Genomic DNA, 17,241 nt, shown 5'->3' with positions numbered 1-17,241 from the left:
ATCCCTAGCGGCTGTCCCGGCTGTCCCGGCCGTCCGGGCTGTCGTGCCCGTCCCGGCTGTCGCGCCCGTCCCGGTTGTCGCGGAGTATGGCCGCCACGAGTTCCGCCTCGCCCGGGCGGGCGAAGTACCAGCCCTGGGCGGTGTCGCAGCCGGTGAGCCGCAGCCGTTCGGCCTGGGCGGCGCTCTCGATGCCCTCGGCGGTCACGGTCAGGCCGAGGGTGTGGGCCAGTTGCACCATCGCGCCGACGATCTGCTCGTCCGCGTCGCTCCGCCGCGCGCCGGACCCGGGGAGCTCCGCCCGGGAGCCGGTCGGCGAGGGGTCGCGGAAGCCCTCGATGAAGGTGCCGTCCAGCTTCAGTACGTGCACCGGGAGCCGGGAGAGGTAGGCGAGGTTCGAGTAGCCCGTCCCGAAGTCGTCGATCGCGATCCGGACGCCCATGTCGGCGAGCGCCTGGAGGGCCTGGAGCGGGCGCCCGCCGGGGCCGAGCAGGGCGCTCTCGGTGATCTCCAGCTGCAGCAGCCGGGCCGGCAGCCCGGTGCGTTCGAGGGCCTGGGCGACATCGGCGACCACGTCGGAGTCCCAGATCTGGCGGGCGGCCAGATTGACGCTCACGAAGGTCTCGGTCTCGGGGAACTCGGTGAGCCAGCGCCGCGCCTGGCGGCAGGACTCCTCCAGTACCCACTTGCCGAGCGGCACGATCGCCCCGGACTCCTCGGCGAGCGGGATGAAGCGGTCCGGCGAGAGCGTCCCGTAGCGGGGGTGGCGCCATCTGACCAGGGCCTCGGCGCCGTGCACGGTGCCGTCGGCGAGGCCGACCAGCGGCTGGTACTCGATGGTGAACTCGCCGCGCTCCAGCGCCGGCCGCAGCGCGGTCGCGAGCAGCTGGCGGGTCAGCTGGTGGGCGCCCCGGTCGGGGTCGTAGAGGGTCCACCGGGCCCGGCCGTCGGCCTTGGACCAGTACAGGGTGGCGTCGGCGTCCTTGACCAGGTCGGTGGGGGTGGTCTCGCGCACCGAGCGTTCGACGACGCCGACACTGGCGGTGACCACCAGGCGGTGGCCGGCCACGTCGAAGGGCCGTTCCAGGGCTTCGAGGATCCGGGCGGCCAGGTCGGTCAGCTGGTCGCTGCCCCGGCTGTCGGTCACCAGGACGGCGAACTCGTCACCGCCCATCCGCGCCACCAGCCGGTCGCCGTGCGCGGAGAAGCCGCGCCGCAACCGGGTGGCCACGGCGATCAGCAGCTGGTCGCCGATGTGGTGGCCGAGCGTCTCGTTGATCGCGGCGAACCCGTCGAGGTCCAGGTAGCAGACGCCGACCCGGGGGCCGTCGGCCTCGTCCCCGACGGCCGGGGCGGCGGGCGCGGGCGCCGGCAGGGGCGCCGTCGACCGGTCGGCGGTGAGGCAGGCGGCGTCGAGGCGTTCGAAGAAGTACGTCCGGTTGGGCAGGCGGGTCAGCGGGTCGTGCAGGGCCTGGTACTCCAGCCGGTCGCCGAGCCGGCGCTGCTCGGTGATGTCCTCGACCAGGGCGAGCGTGTAGAGCGGCCCGCCCGAGGCGTCCCGGATCAGCGAGACGGTCAGCTTGCTCCAGACCGTCCGGCCCTCGCGGTGCTTGAGCTGCTTCTCGACCCGGAGCCGGTCGCGCTCGCCGTCGACGAGGGCCGGGAAGAGCCGGTGCGGCATGCCCTCGGGGTCGACGATCTCGTGGATGTGGGTCTGCGCGAGTTCGCCGACGCTGCGGCCGACGAGCGTGGCGAAGGCGGGGTTGACCTCGATGATCCGGTCCTCGGGGTCGATCAGGGCCATGCCGATGCCGGCGTCCCAGAAGGCGGCCCGCAGTCGGGCCTCGCTCACCCGCAGGGCGTCCAGCAGCCGGTCCTCGCCCTCGGTGGCGGCCGGTCCCGCCCCGGGGGTCCCGCCGCCGGGGCTGTCGTCCGCCGTCCGGTGGGCGTCGTCGGAGAGCGGCCGCGCGCAGGTCGGGCAGAGCAGGGCGCCGTCGGCCACGGCGGCCACGGCGTCCAGGACGGCCTGGGTGGTGCCGTTCGTGGTGCCGTTCGTGGTGCCGTTGGTGCTGCCGGGGCCGCTGCCGGCAGGGCGGACGGCGGGCGGTGGGAGGCGGTGGTGCGCCCGTGGCTCCTCGCGCCGTACGCCGGGGCGGTGAGCGTCGGCCCCCTCGTTCTGGCCCGGCACGGCATGCTCCCGTCCGCTGCTGACGCTTGACGCTGGTCCGGCCGGTCACCCGACTGCGGCGGCCGGCTCCGCACCCTGCCGGGCTCCGGGGAGGCGGGCGGCGCGGCGGAACGCTCGGGACGGAGCGGGCCGGGACGAAGCCCGTCTGAGGAACCGTGAGGAACAGGGTGCTGCGGCCGATCATAGGACGCGACGGCAACGCGCGGTGACCGCCGCCAGGGTGATTCGTCGGCTTTGGGGGCAAGTACGGCGATACATGCGGACGCCCCCGGTACACATCACATGATGTGCACCGAGGGCGCGTGCTCCGGCAGTGCGCCCTCGGGCCCCGGCGGAGCGCCGAACACGCGCCCCACCAGGGCCGAGGAACACAAGGAAAGGAGCGGAAGGACCGGACGGTCAGCCGGCCAGCGAGGCCGTGAGGGTGATGGTGGTGCCGGTCAGGGCCTGGCTCACCGGGCAGTTCGCCTTGGCGTCCTCGGCGGCGGCCACGAAACCGGCCTCGTCCAGTCCGGGCACCTCACCGGTGACGGTGAGGTGGATGCCGGTGATGCCGGTGCCCGGCTGGAAGGTGACATCGGCCTGGGTGTCGAGCTTGGTGGGCGGGGTGCCCGCGCCCGTCAGGCCGTGCGAGAGCGCCATCGAGAAGCAGGCGGAGTGCGCGGCGGCGATGAGCTCCTCCGGGCTGGTCAGCCCGTTCGGAGCCTCGGCGCGGGCCGGCCAGGACACCGGGAACTCGCCGATGCCGGACGACGCGAACGCCACCTGGCCCTTGCCGTCGACCAGGTTGCCTTCCCAAGCGGTGCGGGCGGTGCGGGTGGTTGCCACGATCTGTACCTCCAACGAATGAGGAACTGCTGGGTCGTCACGTCCGGTCATGCCGCCGCCCAGCCTACGTGCAGGTCGGGGGCCTGCCACAAGTAGCGCCTCGGTCTGCCGAGTCCGAAAATCCCTCGGAGGCCCGGGCGGGCGCGCCTTCCGGAGGCCGGGCCCGGGCAGCTCGGAGCGGCGTCCGGCGGTCGGTCCGTGTGCCGTCCATATCGTGGACCGATCGGCCAAATGGTGCGGGCCCGTGCCGGGTGCCCTGTTAGATTTGCCCGGGCCCGGGCCCGGCCGCCGGACGGCCGGGCGCAAGACCGAGAGAGCCGCGGAGCCTGCCCGATGACCGACCACCCCACGACCCCCGATGCCGGACTGCCCGAGGGGGTCGACGCCGCCGTGCGGGCCGAGCTGACCAGCCTGCGCGAGAGCATCGACAACATCGACGCCGCGGTGGTCCACATGCTGGCCGAGCGCTTCAAGGCGACCCAGCGGGTCGGCCGGCTCAAGGCCGAGCACAAGCTCCCCCCGGCCGATCCGGCCCGCGAGCGCGCCCAGATCAAGCGCCTGCGCGAGCTGGCCGCCGGTGCGCACCTGGACCCGGTGTTCGCCGAGAAGTTCCTCAACTTCATCATCGCTGAAGTGATCAGGCACCACGAGGCGATCGCCTCTAAGCCGCTGACCAGCGAGGTGAGCAGTCAACCTGAGGGCTGAAACCTCGAAACCATGATCATCTGGGGGAAATTCGGGAGATCATTTACTGAGCCTCCCAGATCCGGTCCCAGCCCAGCGCCTTCATCGTCCGCTCGTACCGCCGCTCGAAGGCGGCGAGCCGATGCCTCCGCATGGACGGCGTGGGGTGCTGGTACACGCCCTTGATCCCAGGGTACTTGTGCCCGGCTTGCTCATGCTGGAGCAGCGGGTGCACGTCCTCCTCGGCCTGCCAGGTGTCGTGGGTGTGCCGGAGTCGCCGCATCGTCAGTCCTGGGTGGAGGGGCTCCCACTCCTCGCATGCCGGCCGCCCCCTTCCGGGCGGCCGGGCAGGACGGCCGTCGGCGGCCGGGCGGATGATCTCGTACCACGCGTTGCGCCACCACCACTTGCCCTTGGCCGTGCTGAAGACGTAGTCGTACGGCCTGGCGTCCAGGTGCTGTTGGAGGAGTTCTGCGAGGAAAGGCGGCAGGTCGATGTCTCGGGCGGACTGAGGGTTCTTCAGCGGTTCGATCCCTCGGAACGCCTTCCGCTTGCCCGTCTCCGGGTCGCGCTTGGCGTACTCGGCCAGGGCGCCGATCTCGGCGTCGATCCGGATGATCGGGCAGGTGAACATGCCCCCGTGCTCGTCAGCCTCGGTGCGGGTCAGCAAGGCGTTGTCGCGGTGGAGCCCGACGAGCTCCTCCCAGCGGGGGCCGGCGAACGCAGTGGTGAGCACGTGCAGCCCGTAGAGCGGGCCGAGTCGTCGGGCGAGCCGCAGGACGGTCTCCGTGGTCGCGAACGGCACTACTGGTGGCTTGACCTCTGCAGTGGCCGCCTGGAGTCCGCGCCGCGCGCCTGAGGCAGCGTCTACACCCGTCAGGCGCCGGTTGTAGAGGTGATTGACCGGGATCCGCCGCGCGTCCACGGCGCCGGTGAGGATTCGGGAGAGCAGCCCGACCGCGTCCCGGATCGTGCTCTCCGCCACGGTGCCAGCGAGCCTGCGGGCCCAGGCCTCGACCTCGAACCAGTTGAACGCGATCAGTGCCGTGTCCCGCCATTGGGGGAGGATGTGGGACTCCAGCAAATTCCACCGGTTGTCGGTGGTCCGGCCGCGGGGGGATTGTGCCTGGAGCCACTCCAGCGCCCATTCTCCGAACCGGACTCGTCCAAGCTTCGGATCGATCCAGGTGCCGGCGCGGATGGCGGCCTCCTGCTCCTGGCCGTATTCGAGCGCGGTGTTTTTGGTGGGAAATCCCGGTTCGCTGTCCCAGCTACCGTCGGGTTTTTTGAAGCGTGCTCGCCAAGTGGCTTTTCCCTTTTTCCCCTTGGCTTGGCTCAAGCGTTTTTCTGCATACGCCACAGCGTTCCCCTCTCGTCGTCTGGCAGGCGGGGCCAGTCATGAGGATAGGGCCCCGCCGTGCCGGACGGGTGGCGCTGTGCGAACGGCCGGGCCCCAGTGATCAGCGGGTCTCCGGAGGGCCGTCCAGCCTCTGGGCCAGCAAGATTGCCTGCTCCTCCGAGTAGACGTTCTCGTCCAGCCAGACGGTGGGCTCGCTGTCCGCGCTCCTTTCGACGTAGACGTCTCCGTAGGGCATCTCCGGTACGAGCATGATCCGCATGAGGCAGCCCCTGTGCACCTGTGATGGGCGACCCCCCACTCAGGTAAACGGAATCCAATCACATGACTGGGTGTAGGCAAAGGGGATTTAAGAACCTGATTCGTCGTCAGAAAAGATCTGTCGGGCTGCCCGTTGGAGCTGGCTCCATTTCCGCAGATCTTCCCGCATCCGCTCAGGGCTGGCGGGCGGTCGGGTGGCGCCGCGCTTGAGGATCAGCACGGCCACCGAGTCGGGGTCGTCTGGAGCCAGGTCGATCACGTCACCGTCTACGACCTGCCCGCCGAGCAACGCCAGACGCACCCGCTCGGACAACTCGTCGAGGACGCTGTCGAGCTCTGGCGTCGTAGGCGGAGGGGAATGCGCGCCGACGGCGCGGTCTGGCTCGCTGCCGGCGAGCACAGCCTCCACGCTGTCCGCAGTCCATCCGACTCGCTGGGCGAGCGCGCGATGGGTCGGGGTGACCTTGCCGTATTCGTGCCCCCTCTCGATCTTCTGGACCGTCGCCCGAGCGAGGTCCAACTCGCTGGCCATCTCGCCCTGTGTCAGGCCGGCGGCCTTCCGGGCTGCGGCGAGCATGCGCCCCAGCCGAACCCAATCTCTGTCCATGGTGCTCATGATGCACCACCCTCATGCAACCAACGAGGTCCGATCCGGCCTTTTGGCCTGCGTTAAGGCTCGCATTGGGTTGCATAGAGGGCGCACGCGGTCGGATGAGCGCCGAAGCAGCCCGCAACGTGAGCATGCATGAGGATCGCAACGTAGTCATAATGACGCCAAAAAGCTTGCAACGCATGCCTGCCTGTGGTTCTGTTTACTCGTGACACCGAATGGCACGGCGATCAGGGTCATCCGTAGGGCTTGCAATGTGAGCCTGCGCCAGCTTGCGACGCGGGCTGGCCTCGACCGCTCCTTCATCTCGCGTATTGAGCGCGGTGAGTCGGGGGCGAGCGAGAGAAGCCTCCGCGAGATTGCGGCAGCTCTGGAGGTCCCCGTAGCGGCCATCAACCGAGAGGAGATGTCGTGAGCACACTCGTCAAGGCAATCAAGGCCCCGGCCAGGGCGAAGTCCAAGACCGGCACGAAGGGCGACGCGGGAGAGACGGCGCCGCTCACCGAGGCGGCCGTCCGCCACTACACCGCCGAGGAGATCGAGACGCTCCGTCTTCTGCCCTGCACGGCGCGCTGGCTGAAAAAGGAGGCGTACGCCCGTCGGGTCCCCTTCACCGGTGTCGCCGGGAAGCTCACCTGGCGCCTCGACCAGATCCTCGCCATCAGCCAGATGTTCGACTCCGCGCCGATCGGCGCCCGACGCACGGCCTGACGCGTCGCCGCAGATCACCATCAGCCCGGAAGAGAGCTCCGTTGACCAGCACCACCCTGCGCGACGCCGCTCGCGACCTCCACGCCGCCGGCCTGTGTGTCCTGCCCATCAAGGCGGACGGCAGCAAGGCACCTGCGGTCAGCAGTTGGACGCCGTACAAGACGACCCGATCCACTCCGGAGGAGCACGACCGCTGGTTCGCCCCCGGCCGGACCGCTGGCATCGCCGTCGTCTACGGCAGCGTGTCCGGCGACGTCGAAATGATCGAATTCGAGGGGCTCGCGGTCCGTGAGGGAGTCCTCGACGAGGTCACCGCGGTCATGGACGCCTCCGGCCTCGGTGAGGTCTGGGCCTCCATCCGGACGGGCTGGGCCACCGAGTCGCCGTCCGGCGGCGTCCACTACCGGGTCCGCGTCAAGGGCGCCCCGGTCCCCCCGAACACGAAGCTTGCTCAACGCTTGGCGCGCGAAGACGAGTACACCCCAGAGGAGCGCCAGCGTCTCGCCGAGAGGCCGACCAGCCGCATCGCCCGCGTGCTCATCGAGACACGCGGCGAGGGTGGATACGGACTCACCGAGCCGTCCGATGGGACTGTCCACGCCTCCGGCCAGCCGTACGTTCGGATCGGCGGAGGGCCGGCCACCATCCCTATCGTCGACGCCGACCACATGGAGGCCGTCCGTGACGTCTGCCGGATGGTCGACGCCCTGCCGAAGCCCGAGACGGCGGCAACTGCGCCGGGGGCCCGACGCCCTCCGCTTCCCCGTGGCGGCCTGCGACCCGGCGAGGACTTCGAGCAGCGCGCGTCCTGGGAGGAGATCCTGCACGGCACCTTCCGCCCGATCAGGACCAGCGGCCGCACCACCTACTGGGGATGGGCCGACGGCACCCGCGGCGCCAAGGCCACCACCGGCCGCGACCCAGCTGCTGACCGCCTGTACGTCTTCACCACCTCCAGCGAGTTCACTCCGGAGGTGCCGTACACCAAATTCGGCGCCTACGCCCTGCTCAACCACAACGGCGACCACAAGGCGGCCGCAGCCGGCCTCCGCAGCCAGGGCTACGGGTCTGAGCCGGAGCGTCGCCGTCTCGCGCCAGCCCGGCCGGTCGAGATGTGGTCCGACGGATCGGCCGCCCTCGACCCCGCGTACGAGCCGGAGGCAGGCGAGGCCCCGGAGCGGCACCTCCAAGCCGTCCCCGACCGACCGCAGCTCGACATCACCAACGAAGCCGACGGCATCGACGGCATCCTCGCGCTCATGGCTGCTGGCCGCCTGCCCGACCTCTACAAGCGCTCGTCGGGCCCGTGCTGGGTACACCTTGACGACCTGGGCGACCCCGTCGTCCACCAGCTGGCGACGGACAACCTCCGCGCCTACCTCGCGGACCACGTCACCACCTACATGGTGAAGAAGGACGCGGACGGCGTCCTGACCGAGGAACGCGAGCTCCTGATGCCGAAGAGTTGCGGCACGATCCTCGGCCGGAAGGACTGGGCGCTGCCGCCTCTGCGCGGCATCGTGACGTCCCCCGTGGTTCGGCCGGATGGCACGCTGCTCACGGACCCCGGGTACGACCCCCGGACTGGTCTCTACCTCCAGCCTCGGGTGCCGGTCCGGCGACTTCAGTCGACTGTCACCTCCGAGAGCCTGGACCGGGCCCGTCAGATCGTCCTGAGCCAGGTACTCGCCGACTTCCCATGGGTCGCCGACTCCGACCGGGCCCACTACCTGGCCGCGCTGCTGACACCCATCCTGCGCCCCTACTTCCATGGCCCCACACCCATGTTCGTCATCACCGCGACCGCATCGGGCTCCGGAAAGTCCCTGCTGAAAGACCTGCTGGGGCACTGCTACGGGGTCGCGGGCACTCCCTGGCCCGAGAACGACACCGAGCTTCGGAAGTCCATCACGACGCAGCTCTACACCACCGGCCAGCCCGTGGTGGCGTTCGACAACCTGCCCACCGGCCACGTCATGAAGAGCCCCGTCCTGTCCGCCCTGCTCACGGACGAGCAGTGGGGCGACCGTGTCCTCGGCGCCACCGGCAGGGTGGTCATGCGCAACGACCGGGTGTGGGTTGCCACCGGCAACGCCCTGCGCACCAGCGGCGACAACCGACGCAGAGTCTTCTGGGTGCGCCTGAACCCCAACTGCCCGGATCCGGACCAGCGCGACGGCTTCACGATCGGCGACCTCCGGCCCTGGCTCCGCGCCAACGCCTCCACGCTCGTCGCCGCGCTCGTAACGCTCGTACGAGCCTGGCTCGCCGCAGGGGCCCCACTGATCCGGACCCGGAAAGGTGACTACTCGGAGTGGGCCACGATGATGGCCGGCTTGCTCGGCTTCCTCGACGTCCGCGGCTTCAACGACGACCAGGACAACGCCCTCGACCAGGACGACGAGCTCGCTGAGTGGACCGCGTTCCTGGAGATGTGGCGCGAGCACCTTGGCGCCGATCCCGTCCAGGTCGGGAGGGTGATCAGCAGTCTCCCGGACCACGTCCCGCGCCTAAGGGACGGTGACGTCCCGTCAACGAAGCAGCTCGGTCTCTGGCTCAAGGCGCGCGAAGGCCGCTACTTCGGTACCCACAAGTTGATCCGGGTCTTCGACTCTCACCGCAAGGTGAACCTCTGGCGGGTCGACGTCCACGCCGGCTGACCCGTCCTGCGGGGAGTGCGGGTGTCTCATCCGCACGTGCGGGGAGTTCACAGGGCCCCCGCGGAGACCCTGACCAGCGCAAACGCGGGGGTGCGGGGAGATGCGGGGAGTTGGTGACCCCTCCTTCTACCGCACGCGCATCACACATCCATCGCGAATCACATGCGACGTACCGATTACGACGACTCGAAAACGGCTCCGTCACAAGGGGGTGAAGAAAACTCCCCGCAACTCCCCGCACACCCGCAAAACCCCAGGCCAGGACCCATGCGGACCCGGCGCGGAACACCCGCATGCGCTCCCGCACTTCCCGCACTCCCCGCAAACGCCCAGCACAGAATCGAGGTGTCCCATGTCCTTCGACCTCCGCCCGTACCAGCACGAGGCCATCACCAGGCTCATCGACGGCTGGCAGGCCGCCGACTCGAACCGGCTCGCCGTCGTCTTGCCGACCGGCGCTGGCAAGACCGTTGTCCTGTCCCACCTGATCAGCCGCATGTACCAGCAGACCGGCCGCCGGGCCCTGGTCATCGCCCACCGCGAGGAGCTCATCCAGCAGGCTGCGGCGAAAATCCGCGCGATCGCTCCGCATCTGAAGGTCGGCGTCGTCAAGGCGAGCCGGAACGAGCACCGCGGCGTAGACGTGATCGTCGCAAGCATCCAGACGTTGGCCGTCCGCAAGCGCCGGGCCGCGATCACCGGCGTGGGCTTGGTCGTCGTCGACGAGTGCCACCACGCCGCCGCCAGCTCCTACGTCGAGGTCCTCGACCACTTCGGTGCGTGGGCGGGCGTGCCGGTCGCCGGCTTCACCGCCACCATGACCCGCACCGACGGAGGACTCGCCGACGTCTGGCAGGACATCGTGTTCAAGCTCGACATCCTCGACCTGATGGCCGACGGGCACCTCGTCGACGTCCGAGGCAAGCGCGTCCGAGTCGGCGGCCTCGACCTCGACAAGGTCAAGACCCGCGCCGGCGACCTCCAGGACAGCCAGCTCGGACAGGCCCTGGAGGACTCCGGCGCCGCGCGGGTCGTCGCCGACGCCTACGCCGAGCATGCCGCAGACCGGCCCGGGGTGGTCTTCACCCCGACCGTCGCCACCGCCCACGGCATGGCCGACGCCCTCACCGGCGTTGGCATCCCCGCAGCCGCCGTCTGGGGCGACATGCCCCGCGAGGACCGCGCCGCCGCCCTCGACCGGTACAAGGCGGGTGACCTCCAGGTCCTCACCAACTGCATGGTCCTGACCGAGGGATTCGACGCACCGTGGGCGTCCTGCGCGGTGATCGCCCGGCCCACCAAGTCCCCCGGCCTGTACGTCCAGATGGTCGGCCGCGTGCTCCGCCCGTCACCCGGCAAGAGCGACGCCCTGGTCCTCGACGTGATGGGCAGCTCGACCCGGCACAAGCTCGCGTCCATCGTCGACCTCACCGGCCGGGACGTCGCCGTGCTGCGTGAGAACCAGTCCCTCGCCGAAGCCGCAGCCGAGCCCGCCGGGGCCGAGCCGACGAGGCCCGGGGTCGCGTTCGCGGTCGGCTGGGAGGACGTCGACCTGTTCCACCACTCCCGAGTGCGGTGGCTCCGGACCGGCGGCGGCCTGTGGTTCATCCCGGCCGGCCGCGCGTTCTACTTCCTCGTGCCGAGTGCGGCCAGCGTCTACCGGATCCGCCGATGGTCCGACGACGGCGGCATTCAGCCTCCGACGCTCGACCACGACTTCACCCAGGCCGACGCGATGCGGTGGGCCGAGATCGGCGCCCGCAGCCGCGAGGGGCGCGCTCTGACGTTGCGCGACTCCGCGTGGCGGGCCCGCCCGGCATCCCCGAAGCAGCTGGCCATGTGCCGCTACCGGCGGGTGCGGGTCGGCCCCGGCTGGACCGCCGGGGACGTCTCCGACGCGCTCGACATCGCCCAGGCCACCGCGCTGCTTGACCCGTGGGTCCGGTTGTCCGCCGTCGCCGCCTGACCTGGGCGGGCCCACCCCTAGTAGGCCCGCCCGGCTCCCATCCAACCACCCAGAGAGGAGAACCCGATGGCCGCGATCACCCCTGGAGCGGCGCGTGCTGCGTCCCCGCTGCCGCTGAACGTCGACGACCTGACCTTGCCCTGCCGCACCACCGACCCGGACCTGTGGAACTCGCCCATCCACGCAGAGCAGTTGGTGGCCGCAGACCTCTGCCACGACTGCCCGTACATGCTCGCCTGCCGGGCCTGGGCCCGGGCCACCGGCCAGGCCGGTGTATGCGGAGGGGAGACCCAGGCCGAACGCCGACGCGCTCTCCGGGCCAGCGCTGCTGGGGCCGCCGCATGAACACCGTCCCGCCGAACGCGGACCAGCTTGACCACCTGCTCGGCACCGCTGACCGGCGCCGCCTCACCGTGGAAGAGGCCGCGCTTCTCCGCATGGGCGTTCGCCATCTGGCGGCCCAGCTCACCGGGGCTACCCCGCCACGCCCCCGCCACGCCAACCATCACGGAGACCCGATGACCAAGCGCACTGCCCGCCAGGAGATCGAGCGGGCGTTCCACGTCAGCTTCAAGCTCCCCGAGGAGGCCGCCAAGCTGCTCGACGCATACCGGGACGAGGTCCGCGAGGAGGTCGCCCAGGAGATCGACGCCGCGGGTCTGCGGAACCGCGCCGAGTACCCGGACCTCGACGCCATCCTCGACGCCGCCGACCAGGACGGCTGGTGGACCATGCCCCGCCCGCAGGTCGAGCAGCTGATCGCCGAGGTCCGCCGGCTCCAGGCCGACCGCGACGAGATGGCCCACCTCCGAGACGCGGCCCTCCGCGCCCTCCACCGCGACGACATCGACACCAACCTCGACGTCGAGCGTGCCATCGCCGACAACCTGTGCGGCCCCGGCTGGTGGGACGACGACACGCCCAGCAAGGTCGCCCGCGAGCTCACGCCCGTGATCCGGCCCGCACTCGCCAAGGCCACCCAGCAGCGCGACCAGGCGCTCGCCCGCGTCCGCGAACTGGAGACCCAGCTGACCAAGTACGTCGCGCTCGACCTCGAAGAACCCGACGGCCGGATCTCCGCCACCTGCCCGGACGCCGCCCTCGACGCCTACCGGGCCGAGGTGCTCGCCGAGGGCGCCGCCCTGATCCGCGACCAGGTGACCAGCCACACCTACTGCGCCGACCGCCTCACCTCCGCCCGCACCCCGGCCAGCTGAGGGGCCCGCCATGGATCCGCTCCTCGTCACCTTCGACTGCGTCTCCCACCCCACCGTGGACGGCGAGCCCACCCTCGTGTGCCTCACCGCCGACGTCGACGGCCACCCCGTCGCCCTGCTCCTCGACGAACACGAGCGCGCCGACCTCATCCAGCAGCTGACCCGCCCGGCCGACGGCCTCGCCCCGGGACGGCCCGGGCGCCGACGCCGAACCCTGCTCGTCCGCCGCACCGGGGCCACCGCGTGAGCGTCGCGACCTACGCCGAGATCCGGTGCGACGGCCCCGACGAATGCGGCAACGCCACCCACCTGCCGTACTCGTCGACCGCCGCCGAAGTCCGCGCGGTCCGTCGCGAGTCCGGCTGGCACGCGCGGCCCGGCGGCCGGGACATCTGCCCCGCCTGCTGGACCGCCGGCCACCGCTGACCCGACCGTCCGACCCGCCGCCCGCACCCCGCAGGCGGCCAACCCGAAGGACACCACCGTGAGCAAGATCGACGTCGACCAGATCCAGTGGGCCCTCATCCGCACCGAGGACTGGGGCGGCGGACCCGAGCACACCTACCGCGCCGAGAACGTCGAGCACGCCGACTGCGGCGGCGACGTTCACCAGGTCCACCTGCACGACGCCATGGGCGGTCTTCTCAAGGCCCACTCCCGGTGCGCGAAGTGCGGCGAGGACCTCACCTCCTGATCCGCCCGCCTGCCGCCCCGCCCCGGGCGGCAGGCCAGCGCCCCGCTCCACCAGCCACGCCCAGGAGGTACCCATGGACACCTGCCTCTCCTGCAACACCCTGACCCAGTACGGCGCCTATCTGTGCCGGACCTGCACCGTCCGCACCGACGGCTACCTGCGGGAGCTGCCAGGCCTGTACGAGGTCCTGGAGGACTGGTTGCGCCCGTCGTCCCAGGTGTCCACCGCAGTGGGCACTCGAAGCGCGAGCCCGGACGCGCCGATGCCGGTGGCGGAGGAGGTGCTGGACATCCGAGGCCCGGGCGGGATGGTCACCGTGCTGGAGCAGTGGCGGCAGGCCTGGTGCGAGGACGCCGGGATCCGGTGGCCGGCCCCGTTCGGGACCTATCGGGGCCGCCTGCTGCGCGTGGTGCGGGCCCTGCGCGAGCAGCTGCCTGCCATGGCCCAGGCCTGGCCCGAGGCCGGCCAGTTCGTGGACGAGGTCCGGGAGCACCACGCCGCCGCACTCAGCATCGTGGACCCCCGCGGGCGCACGGTGCGCGCCGGCAACTGCACGGCCAAGATGGAAGGCGAGGTGTGCGGTGCGGTCCTTCGGGCAGTGCCCGGGGTGCCGGAGATCCGGTGCGCCTGGTGCTCGACGACCTACCCGCCGTCGACATGGCTCGGCCTGGCTGAGGTCGCCTGATCAGCCGGAGGGGCGCTCGACTTCTTGAGCTGGACGTTCGGGGCGCTGAGCGCCCGGGCGGTGGACGTACCACTCGATGAACTGCCTGACCTCGGCAGAGCGATCGCTCTCCGCGTTGGCGGTGGCGGTGGCGAAGTCCGCCCACAGGTCGTCATCGATGCCGCGCAGGCCCCGTACTGGGTGCTTGTGCTGGTTCGCCATAGCTCGATCCTCCCAGGTGGTTGACCACCTGTCCAGAAGTGTGCAGACTAGAGGTGGTCAACCACCCGTGAGGTGGTCACCACGCAGAACAGCCCGGCAGGGGGCTCTGACCTCCCCTGCCGGGCCTGACCGAACCCTTGCGTCCACAAGGAGCACGGCTGTGATCAATCCTTCCATGCCTGCGGCCACCACCGCGACCACCTCCCGCCAGGAGTTCGAGGTGATCTACCGGACCCACGCCCGGCAGATCACCACGTACATCGCCCGGCGGCTCTTCCGCACCGACCACGCCCTCGCCGAGGACCTCGCCAGCGAGTCGTTCCTCAGCCTCTGGCGCGGCCTGGAGAGCGGGCTGCGGGTCAAGTACCCCCGTGCCCTGCTCCAGACCATCGCCCAGCGCACCATCAGCGCGCACTTCGAGCGGCGCTCCGCCTGGGAGTCGGCCACAGACTTCACCGCGTCGACCGTGAGCGACATCGCGGCCGGCCCCGCCTTCACGCCGCACCTCGGCGCGCTGCTGGACGAGGTCGAGCAGGCCGAGCAGACCCTCACCGAGGCCTGCACCGACTACAAGACGCTCACCCAGCGCTACGCCGCCGCGTGCGGCGCGCTCGCGAGCGCGACGGACCCCGAGGCGATCACCCGGGCGAAGATCCGCCGTGACCGGACCTCCCTTCTGCGCCAGGCCGCGCTCGACAACTTCGCCGCGGCCGCGCTCGCCGCCGCCCGGGCCCGCGCCGAGTGGAACGCCGAGGCCACGCTCGCCGCCGTCGAGCCGCTTCCGCAGCGCGAGCCCGGCAAGACGCTGCGCCGCACCCCGGCGACCGTCAGCCGGCCGAAGCCGGCCCCGGCCCGGACGGCGGCGGCCGCGTGAACTTCGACGACCACCGCGCCGCCTACTCGGCCGGCCACGACGCCGTCGGCCAGTTGCTGACCGTCCTCACGCCGCTGCCGACCGGGATCACGGTCAACTGCCCTACGTGGTCGCACTTCGAGCCGACGATCGACGTGCGCCTCCACCGGGACCTGCCGGGCCTGGAGGCCTGGGCCGCGATCCTCGGAGCCACGCTCACCTCCACGTTGCACAGCAACGGATGGATCCACTGGAGCCTGACCACCGAAGTCAACGGCGTCCCGGTGGAGGCCTGGACGCTCATCGACGCGCCGGACGCCGCCGCGTGAGCGCCCCGTGCCCGTGCGGCTGCGGCGGCAACTGGCGCAAGCACACGCCGATCCGCTGACCTGACCCACCCCTGGCGGAAGCGCCAGCGCCCCCGCGCGCCGTGGTCACCGCCCCATCACCGCCCGGGGCCGAGGTGCAGACACCCCTCGGCTCCGGGCCACCACACCCTTCGGAGCCACCGTGCCCATCCTCACCCGCACCGTCACGTGCGAGCGCCCCATCACCTGGACCGCCCCTGACGGCACCACCCGCACCGACACCGAGACCTACCCCGTCCAGGTCCCCCGGGACTGGCGCCGCGGCGGCCTCGCCGTCGCCACCACCGGCACCGGCATCCTCCTGGCCGTCGCCGTCGCCTGGTCTACCGCCTCGATCGGGGACCTCCTGGCCGGCGCCGTCGACCCCGTCATCGCTTACAGCGCGGCCGTGGCCTTCGACGGCGCGTGGATCATCTGCATGCTCCTGGAGTGGCTCGCCCGCGACGAGCCCGACAAGGCCCGCGCACCGCGCACGTTCGGCTGGCTGGCCCTGGTCGCCGCGATGGCTGCCGTCTGCGTCCACGGCTGGCTGTCCGCCGTCGAGCACGGCTTCGCCACCGGCATCATCGGCGCCGGCGTCTCCGCGATCGCCAAGACCGTGTGGAGCCTGGTCATCAGCCACACGGCGAAGGAGCTGTCGCCCGTGGCCCAGGCCTGGGTGCGCGAGCGCCGCGAGAGCGTCGACGCCGAGCTGCTCGACGCGCGCCTGGACGTCGAACTGCTCCGCGCTCGCGCCCGGATCGGGGCGTACCGCGCGGCCTACGCCGCCGCGCCGGCTATCGAGACCGTCCCGGACCCGGACAAGCCGTCCGGACAGCCCGCGCCCGTCTCGCCGACCGTCCGCTCCGCTGTCCGCGCCGCACTGGAGGTCAGCCCGGGCGCCTGGCCCGAGGACATCGTCGAGCAGCTCGCCCGCATCGGCATCGAGACCGACGCGGACACGGTCCGCCACCTGTCCGGACAGCACCCGGACACGCAGGACAGCAGCTCAGGGGACGTGCTGAAGCTCGTGCCCCACAGCCCGGACGACACCATCACGGACAGCGTCCGCGCCGCTGTCCGGACGCACGGGAGCGACGTGGACGCCGTCCTGTCCGCTGTCCGCCGCGTCCACGGACCCGACGTGAAGCGCGACACCGTCCGCCGCCTCGTCGACCGGGTCGCCGGTTGAAGGACCGCGCCGGGCGGTCGGGACCCTCCCGCCCGCCCCTGGCCCCGCCTCCTCCTTCCGCACCACTTCGACTCCGTCACCTGGAGAACGCCATGGCCTTCTGGTCGAAAAGCGCCAACCCCCCGGCCGCCGCCGGCGCGAGCCCGGCCAGCCGGACGCCCGCCGAGCGCCGCCGCCGCAACGACGAGATCCGCGGCGCAGACCGGCGCACCGCCGCCTGGCTCCGCTCCGGCGGACTCGCCCCCCGGAGGGACCGCTGATGGGCCTCCTCCTCATCCTGCTCTGCGCGGGCGCCGACGCCGGACTGGCCTTCTGGGGGATCCGCGAGCTCGCCCGGCGGTGGACCCGATGAGCACACCGCCGCCCCGGCCCGCCTACGCGCCGACCCCGGGCCTGGTCACCGACCCCTGGCACATCCCCGGCCAGCGGCCCCCGACCCTGCCGCCGGCCTTCACCACCCCGGCCGCGATCCGCGAGCTGCCCGCCGACCACCACCACACCATCGACTGGCCCCGGGTACGGTGCGCGGCCCGCGCCTGCTGCCGCCCGGCCGTCCTCGTCGGCCTCGCCCTGGCCCCGGCCTGGACCCGGTTCGCGCTGCCGCTCGCCGAGCAGCACGGGGCGGGCGCCGTGATCGGCCTCGGCTTCATGGCCTGCTTCTGGACCGGCGTCGCCCAGGCGACTGGCCGCGTCCACCGCGCCCTCACCACCGCCGTCCTGGTCGCCGTCGGCGCCGGGACCCTCGCCCTCACCCCCGCCGCCCTCGCCCACTACCTGCTGGAGAGCTGAC

At 71.6% G+C, this 17,241-nt stretch carries 22 protein-coding genes; 16 read left to right on the top strand and 6 right to left on the bottom strand.

Annotation, left to right across the window (positions count from 1 at the left end):
- Positions 1-4 precede the first annotated feature (4 nt).
- Together OG715_RS16655 and OG715_RS16650 are read right to left on the bottom strand one after the other, a co-directional pair.
- Positions 5-2,185 (bottom strand): putative bifunctional diguanylate cyclase/phosphodiesterase, encoded by a 2,181-nt coding sequence (locus OG715_RS16655; protein WP_266269572.1) that lies wholly within the window; start codon positions 2,183-2,185, stop codon positions 5-7.
- A 399-nt stretch (positions 2,186-2,584) separates the two neighbouring features.
- Positions 2,585-3,013 carry an OsmC family protein gene (locus tag OG715_RS16650; protein ID WP_045940640.1) on the bottom strand — a complete coding sequence of 143 codons (429 nt, stop codon included), beginning with the start codon at positions 3,011-3,013 and terminating at the stop codon, positions 2,585-2,587.
- A gap of 333 nt (positions 3,014-3,346) precedes the next feature.
- On the opposite strand from OG715_RS16650, the gene OG715_RS16645 reads away from it, so the two are divergent.
- A complete protein-coding gene (locus OG715_RS16645) occupies positions 3,347-3,718 on the top strand; it encodes a chorismate mutase (RefSeq protein WP_266269571.1) in 372 nt (123 codons plus the stop codon).
- A 43-nt stretch (positions 3,719-3,761) separates the two neighbouring features.
- On the opposite strand, the gene OG715_RS16640 is transcribed toward OG715_RS16645, so the two are convergent.
- From OG715_RS16640 to OG715_RS16630, 3 genes are all read right to left on the bottom strand, one after another.
- Positions 3,762-5,057 (bottom strand): hypothetical protein, encoded by a 1,296-nt coding sequence (locus OG715_RS16640; RefSeq protein WP_266269570.1) that lies wholly within the window; start codon positions 5,055-5,057, stop codon positions 3,762-3,764.
- A gap of 100 nt (positions 5,058-5,157) precedes the next feature.
- Entirely contained in the window at positions 5,158-5,292 is a 135-nt protein-coding gene (locus OG715_RS16635; protein ID WP_266269569.1) for a hypothetical protein, read from the bottom strand.
- 111 nt (positions 5,293-5,403) lie between these two features.
- Positions 5,404-5,931, bottom strand: coding sequence for a helix-turn-helix domain-containing protein (locus tag OG715_RS16630; RefSeq protein ID WP_266269567.1), 528 nt, complete (start codon positions 5,929-5,931; stop codon positions 5,404-5,406).
- Between the two features lie 202 nt (positions 5,932-6,133).
- On the opposite strand from OG715_RS16630, the gene OG715_RS42410 reads away from it, so the two are divergent.
- The 10 genes from OG715_RS42410 to OG715_RS16585 all read left to right on the top strand — a co-directional run bounded on the left by OG715_RS42410 (position 6,134) and on the right by OG715_RS16585 (position 13,858).
- Entirely contained in the window at positions 6,134-6,340 is a 207-nt protein-coding gene (locus OG715_RS42410; protein ID WP_353962750.1) for a helix-turn-helix domain-containing protein, read from the top strand.
- Complete coding sequence (locus OG715_RS16625; RefSeq protein WP_266269565.1) at positions 6,337-6,636, top strand: hypothetical protein; 300 nt, start codon at positions 6,337-6,339, stop codon at positions 6,634-6,636. The genes OG715_RS42410 and OG715_RS16625 overlap by 4 nt, the downstream gene beginning before the upstream one ends.
- A gap of 41 nt (positions 6,637-6,677) precedes the next feature.
- On the top strand, positions 6,678-9,296 hold the full coding sequence (locus OG715_RS16620) for a bifunctional DNA primase/polymerase (protein ID WP_266269564.1): 2,619 nt from the start codon (positions 6,678-6,680) through the stop codon (positions 9,294-9,296).
- A gap of 352 nt (positions 9,297-9,648) precedes the next feature.
- A complete protein-coding gene (locus OG715_RS16615; RefSeq protein WP_266269563.1) occupies positions 9,649-11,262 on the top strand; it encodes a DEAD/DEAH box helicase in 1,614 nt (537 codons plus the stop codon).
- A 66-nt stretch (positions 11,263-11,328) separates the two neighbouring features.
- Entirely contained in the window at positions 11,329-11,607 is a 279-nt protein-coding gene (locus OG715_RS16610; RefSeq protein ID WP_266269562.1) for a WhiB family transcriptional regulator, read from the top strand.
- A gap of 173 nt (positions 11,608-11,780) precedes the next feature.
- Positions 11,781-12,479, top strand: coding sequence for a hypothetical protein (locus OG715_RS16605; RefSeq protein WP_266269561.1), 699 nt, complete (start codon positions 11,781-11,783; stop codon positions 12,477-12,479).
- A 10-nt stretch (positions 12,480-12,489) separates the two neighbouring features.
- Positions 12,490-12,726, top strand: coding sequence for a hypothetical protein (locus tag OG715_RS16600; protein ID WP_266269560.1), 237 nt, complete (start codon positions 12,490-12,492; stop codon positions 12,724-12,726).
- Positions 12,723-12,905: a hypothetical protein gene (locus tag OG715_RS16595; RefSeq protein WP_266269558.1), complete on the top strand. Its 183-nt coding sequence runs from the start codon at positions 12,723-12,725 to the stop codon at positions 12,903-12,905. The genes OG715_RS16600 and OG715_RS16595 overlap by 4 nt, the downstream gene beginning before the upstream one ends.
- Before the next feature lie 58 nt (positions 12,906-12,963).
- Positions 12,964-13,173 (top strand): hypothetical protein, encoded by a 210-nt coding sequence (locus OG715_RS16590; RefSeq protein WP_266269557.1) that lies wholly within the window; start codon positions 12,964-12,966, stop codon positions 13,171-13,173.
- A 73-nt stretch (positions 13,174-13,246) separates the two neighbouring features.
- The gene (locus OG715_RS16585; protein WP_266269556.1) at positions 13,247-13,858 is read left to right on the top strand and encodes a hypothetical protein; all 612 of its coding nucleotides are present in this window, start codon (positions 13,247-13,249) and stop codon (positions 13,856-13,858) included.
- On the opposite strand, the gene OG715_RS16580 is transcribed toward OG715_RS16585, so the two are convergent.
- Entirely contained in the window at positions 13,859-14,059 is a 201-nt protein-coding gene (locus OG715_RS16580) for a hypothetical protein (protein WP_266269555.1), read from the bottom strand. It abuts the gene before it with no gap.
- Between the two features lie 160 nt (positions 14,060-14,219).
- Between OG715_RS16580 and OG715_RS16575 the strand changes: the two genes are divergently transcribed.
- The 5 genes from OG715_RS16575 to OG715_RS16555 all read left to right on the top strand — a co-directional run bounded on the left by OG715_RS16575 (position 14,220) and on the right by OG715_RS16555 (position 17,240).
- Complete coding sequence (locus OG715_RS16575) at positions 14,220-14,933, top strand: RNA polymerase sigma factor (RefSeq protein WP_266269553.1); 714 nt, start codon at positions 14,220-14,222, stop codon at positions 14,931-14,933.
- Positions 14,930-15,241 (top strand): hypothetical protein, encoded by a 312-nt coding sequence (locus OG715_RS16570; RefSeq protein ID WP_266269552.1) that lies wholly within the window; start codon positions 14,930-14,932, stop codon positions 15,239-15,241. Before OG715_RS16575 ends, OG715_RS16570 begins: the two co-directional genes overlap by 4 nt.
- A gap of 181 nt (positions 15,242-15,422) precedes the next feature.
- Complete coding sequence (locus OG715_RS16565) at positions 15,423-16,451, top strand: hypothetical protein (RefSeq protein WP_266269551.1); 1,029 nt, start codon at positions 15,423-15,425, stop codon at positions 16,449-16,451.
- Positions 16,452-16,543: 92 nt separating this feature from the next.
- Positions 16,544-16,711, top strand: a complete 168-nt coding sequence (locus OG715_RS16560) for a hypothetical protein (RefSeq protein WP_266269550.1) — start codon at positions 16,544-16,546, stop codon at positions 16,709-16,711.
- An 88-nt stretch (positions 16,712-16,799) separates the two neighbouring features.
- Positions 16,800-17,240 carry a hypothetical protein gene (locus OG715_RS16555; RefSeq protein ID WP_266269549.1) on the top strand — a complete coding sequence of 147 codons (441 nt, stop codon included), beginning with the start codon at positions 16,800-16,802 and terminating at the stop codon, positions 17,238-17,240.
- Position 17,241: the final 1 nt, after the last annotated feature.

The organism is Kitasatospora purpeofusca (genome assembly GCF_036010405.1).
GTDB classification, from domain to species: domain Bacteria; phylum Actinomycetota; class Actinomycetes; order Streptomycetales; family Streptomycetaceae; genus Kitasatospora; species Kitasatospora purpeofusca.
This window is presented reverse-complemented; position numbering and strand designations above follow the sequence as displayed.

Coding starts and splice junctions, on each gene's coding strand:
- OG715_RS16645 (WP_266269571.1), top strand. CDS start 3,347: ATGACCGACCACCCCACGACCCCCGATGCCGGACTGCCCGAGGGGGTC.
- OG715_RS16635 (WP_266269569.1), bottom strand. CDS start 5,292: ATGCCCTACGGAGACGTCTACGTCGAAAGGAGCGCGGACAGCGAGCCC.
- OG715_RS16630 (WP_266269567.1), bottom strand. CDS start 5,931: ATGAGCACCATGGACAGAGATTGGGTTCGGCTGGGGCGCATGCTCGCC.
- OG715_RS16615 (WP_266269563.1), top strand. CDS start 9,649: ATGTCCTTCGACCTCCGCCCGTACCAGCACGAGGCCATCACCAGGCTC.
- OG715_RS16610 (WP_266269562.1), top strand. CDS start 11,329: ATGGCCGCGATCACCCCTGGAGCGGCGCGTGCTGCGTCCCCGCTGCCG.
- OG715_RS16605 (WP_266269561.1), top strand. CDS start 11,781: ATGACCAAGCGCACTGCCCGCCAGGAGATCGAGCGGGCGTTCCACGTC.
- OG715_RS16600 (WP_266269560.1), top strand. CDS start 12,490: ATGGATCCGCTCCTCGTCACCTTCGACTGCGTCTCCCACCCCACCGTG.
- OG715_RS16585 (WP_266269556.1), top strand. CDS start 13,247: ATGGACACCTGCCTCTCCTGCAACACCCTGACCCAGTACGGCGCCTAT.
- OG715_RS16580 (WP_266269555.1), bottom strand. CDS start 14,059: ATGGCGAACCAGCACAAGCACCCAGTACGGGGCCTGCGCGGCATCGAT.
- OG715_RS16560 (WP_266269550.1), top strand. CDS start 16,544: ATGGCCTTCTGGTCGAAAAGCGCCAACCCCCCGGCCGCCGCCGGCGCG.
- OG715_RS16555 (WP_266269549.1), top strand. CDS start 16,800: ATGAGCACACCGCCGCCCCGGCCCGCCTACGCGCCGACCCCGGGCCTG.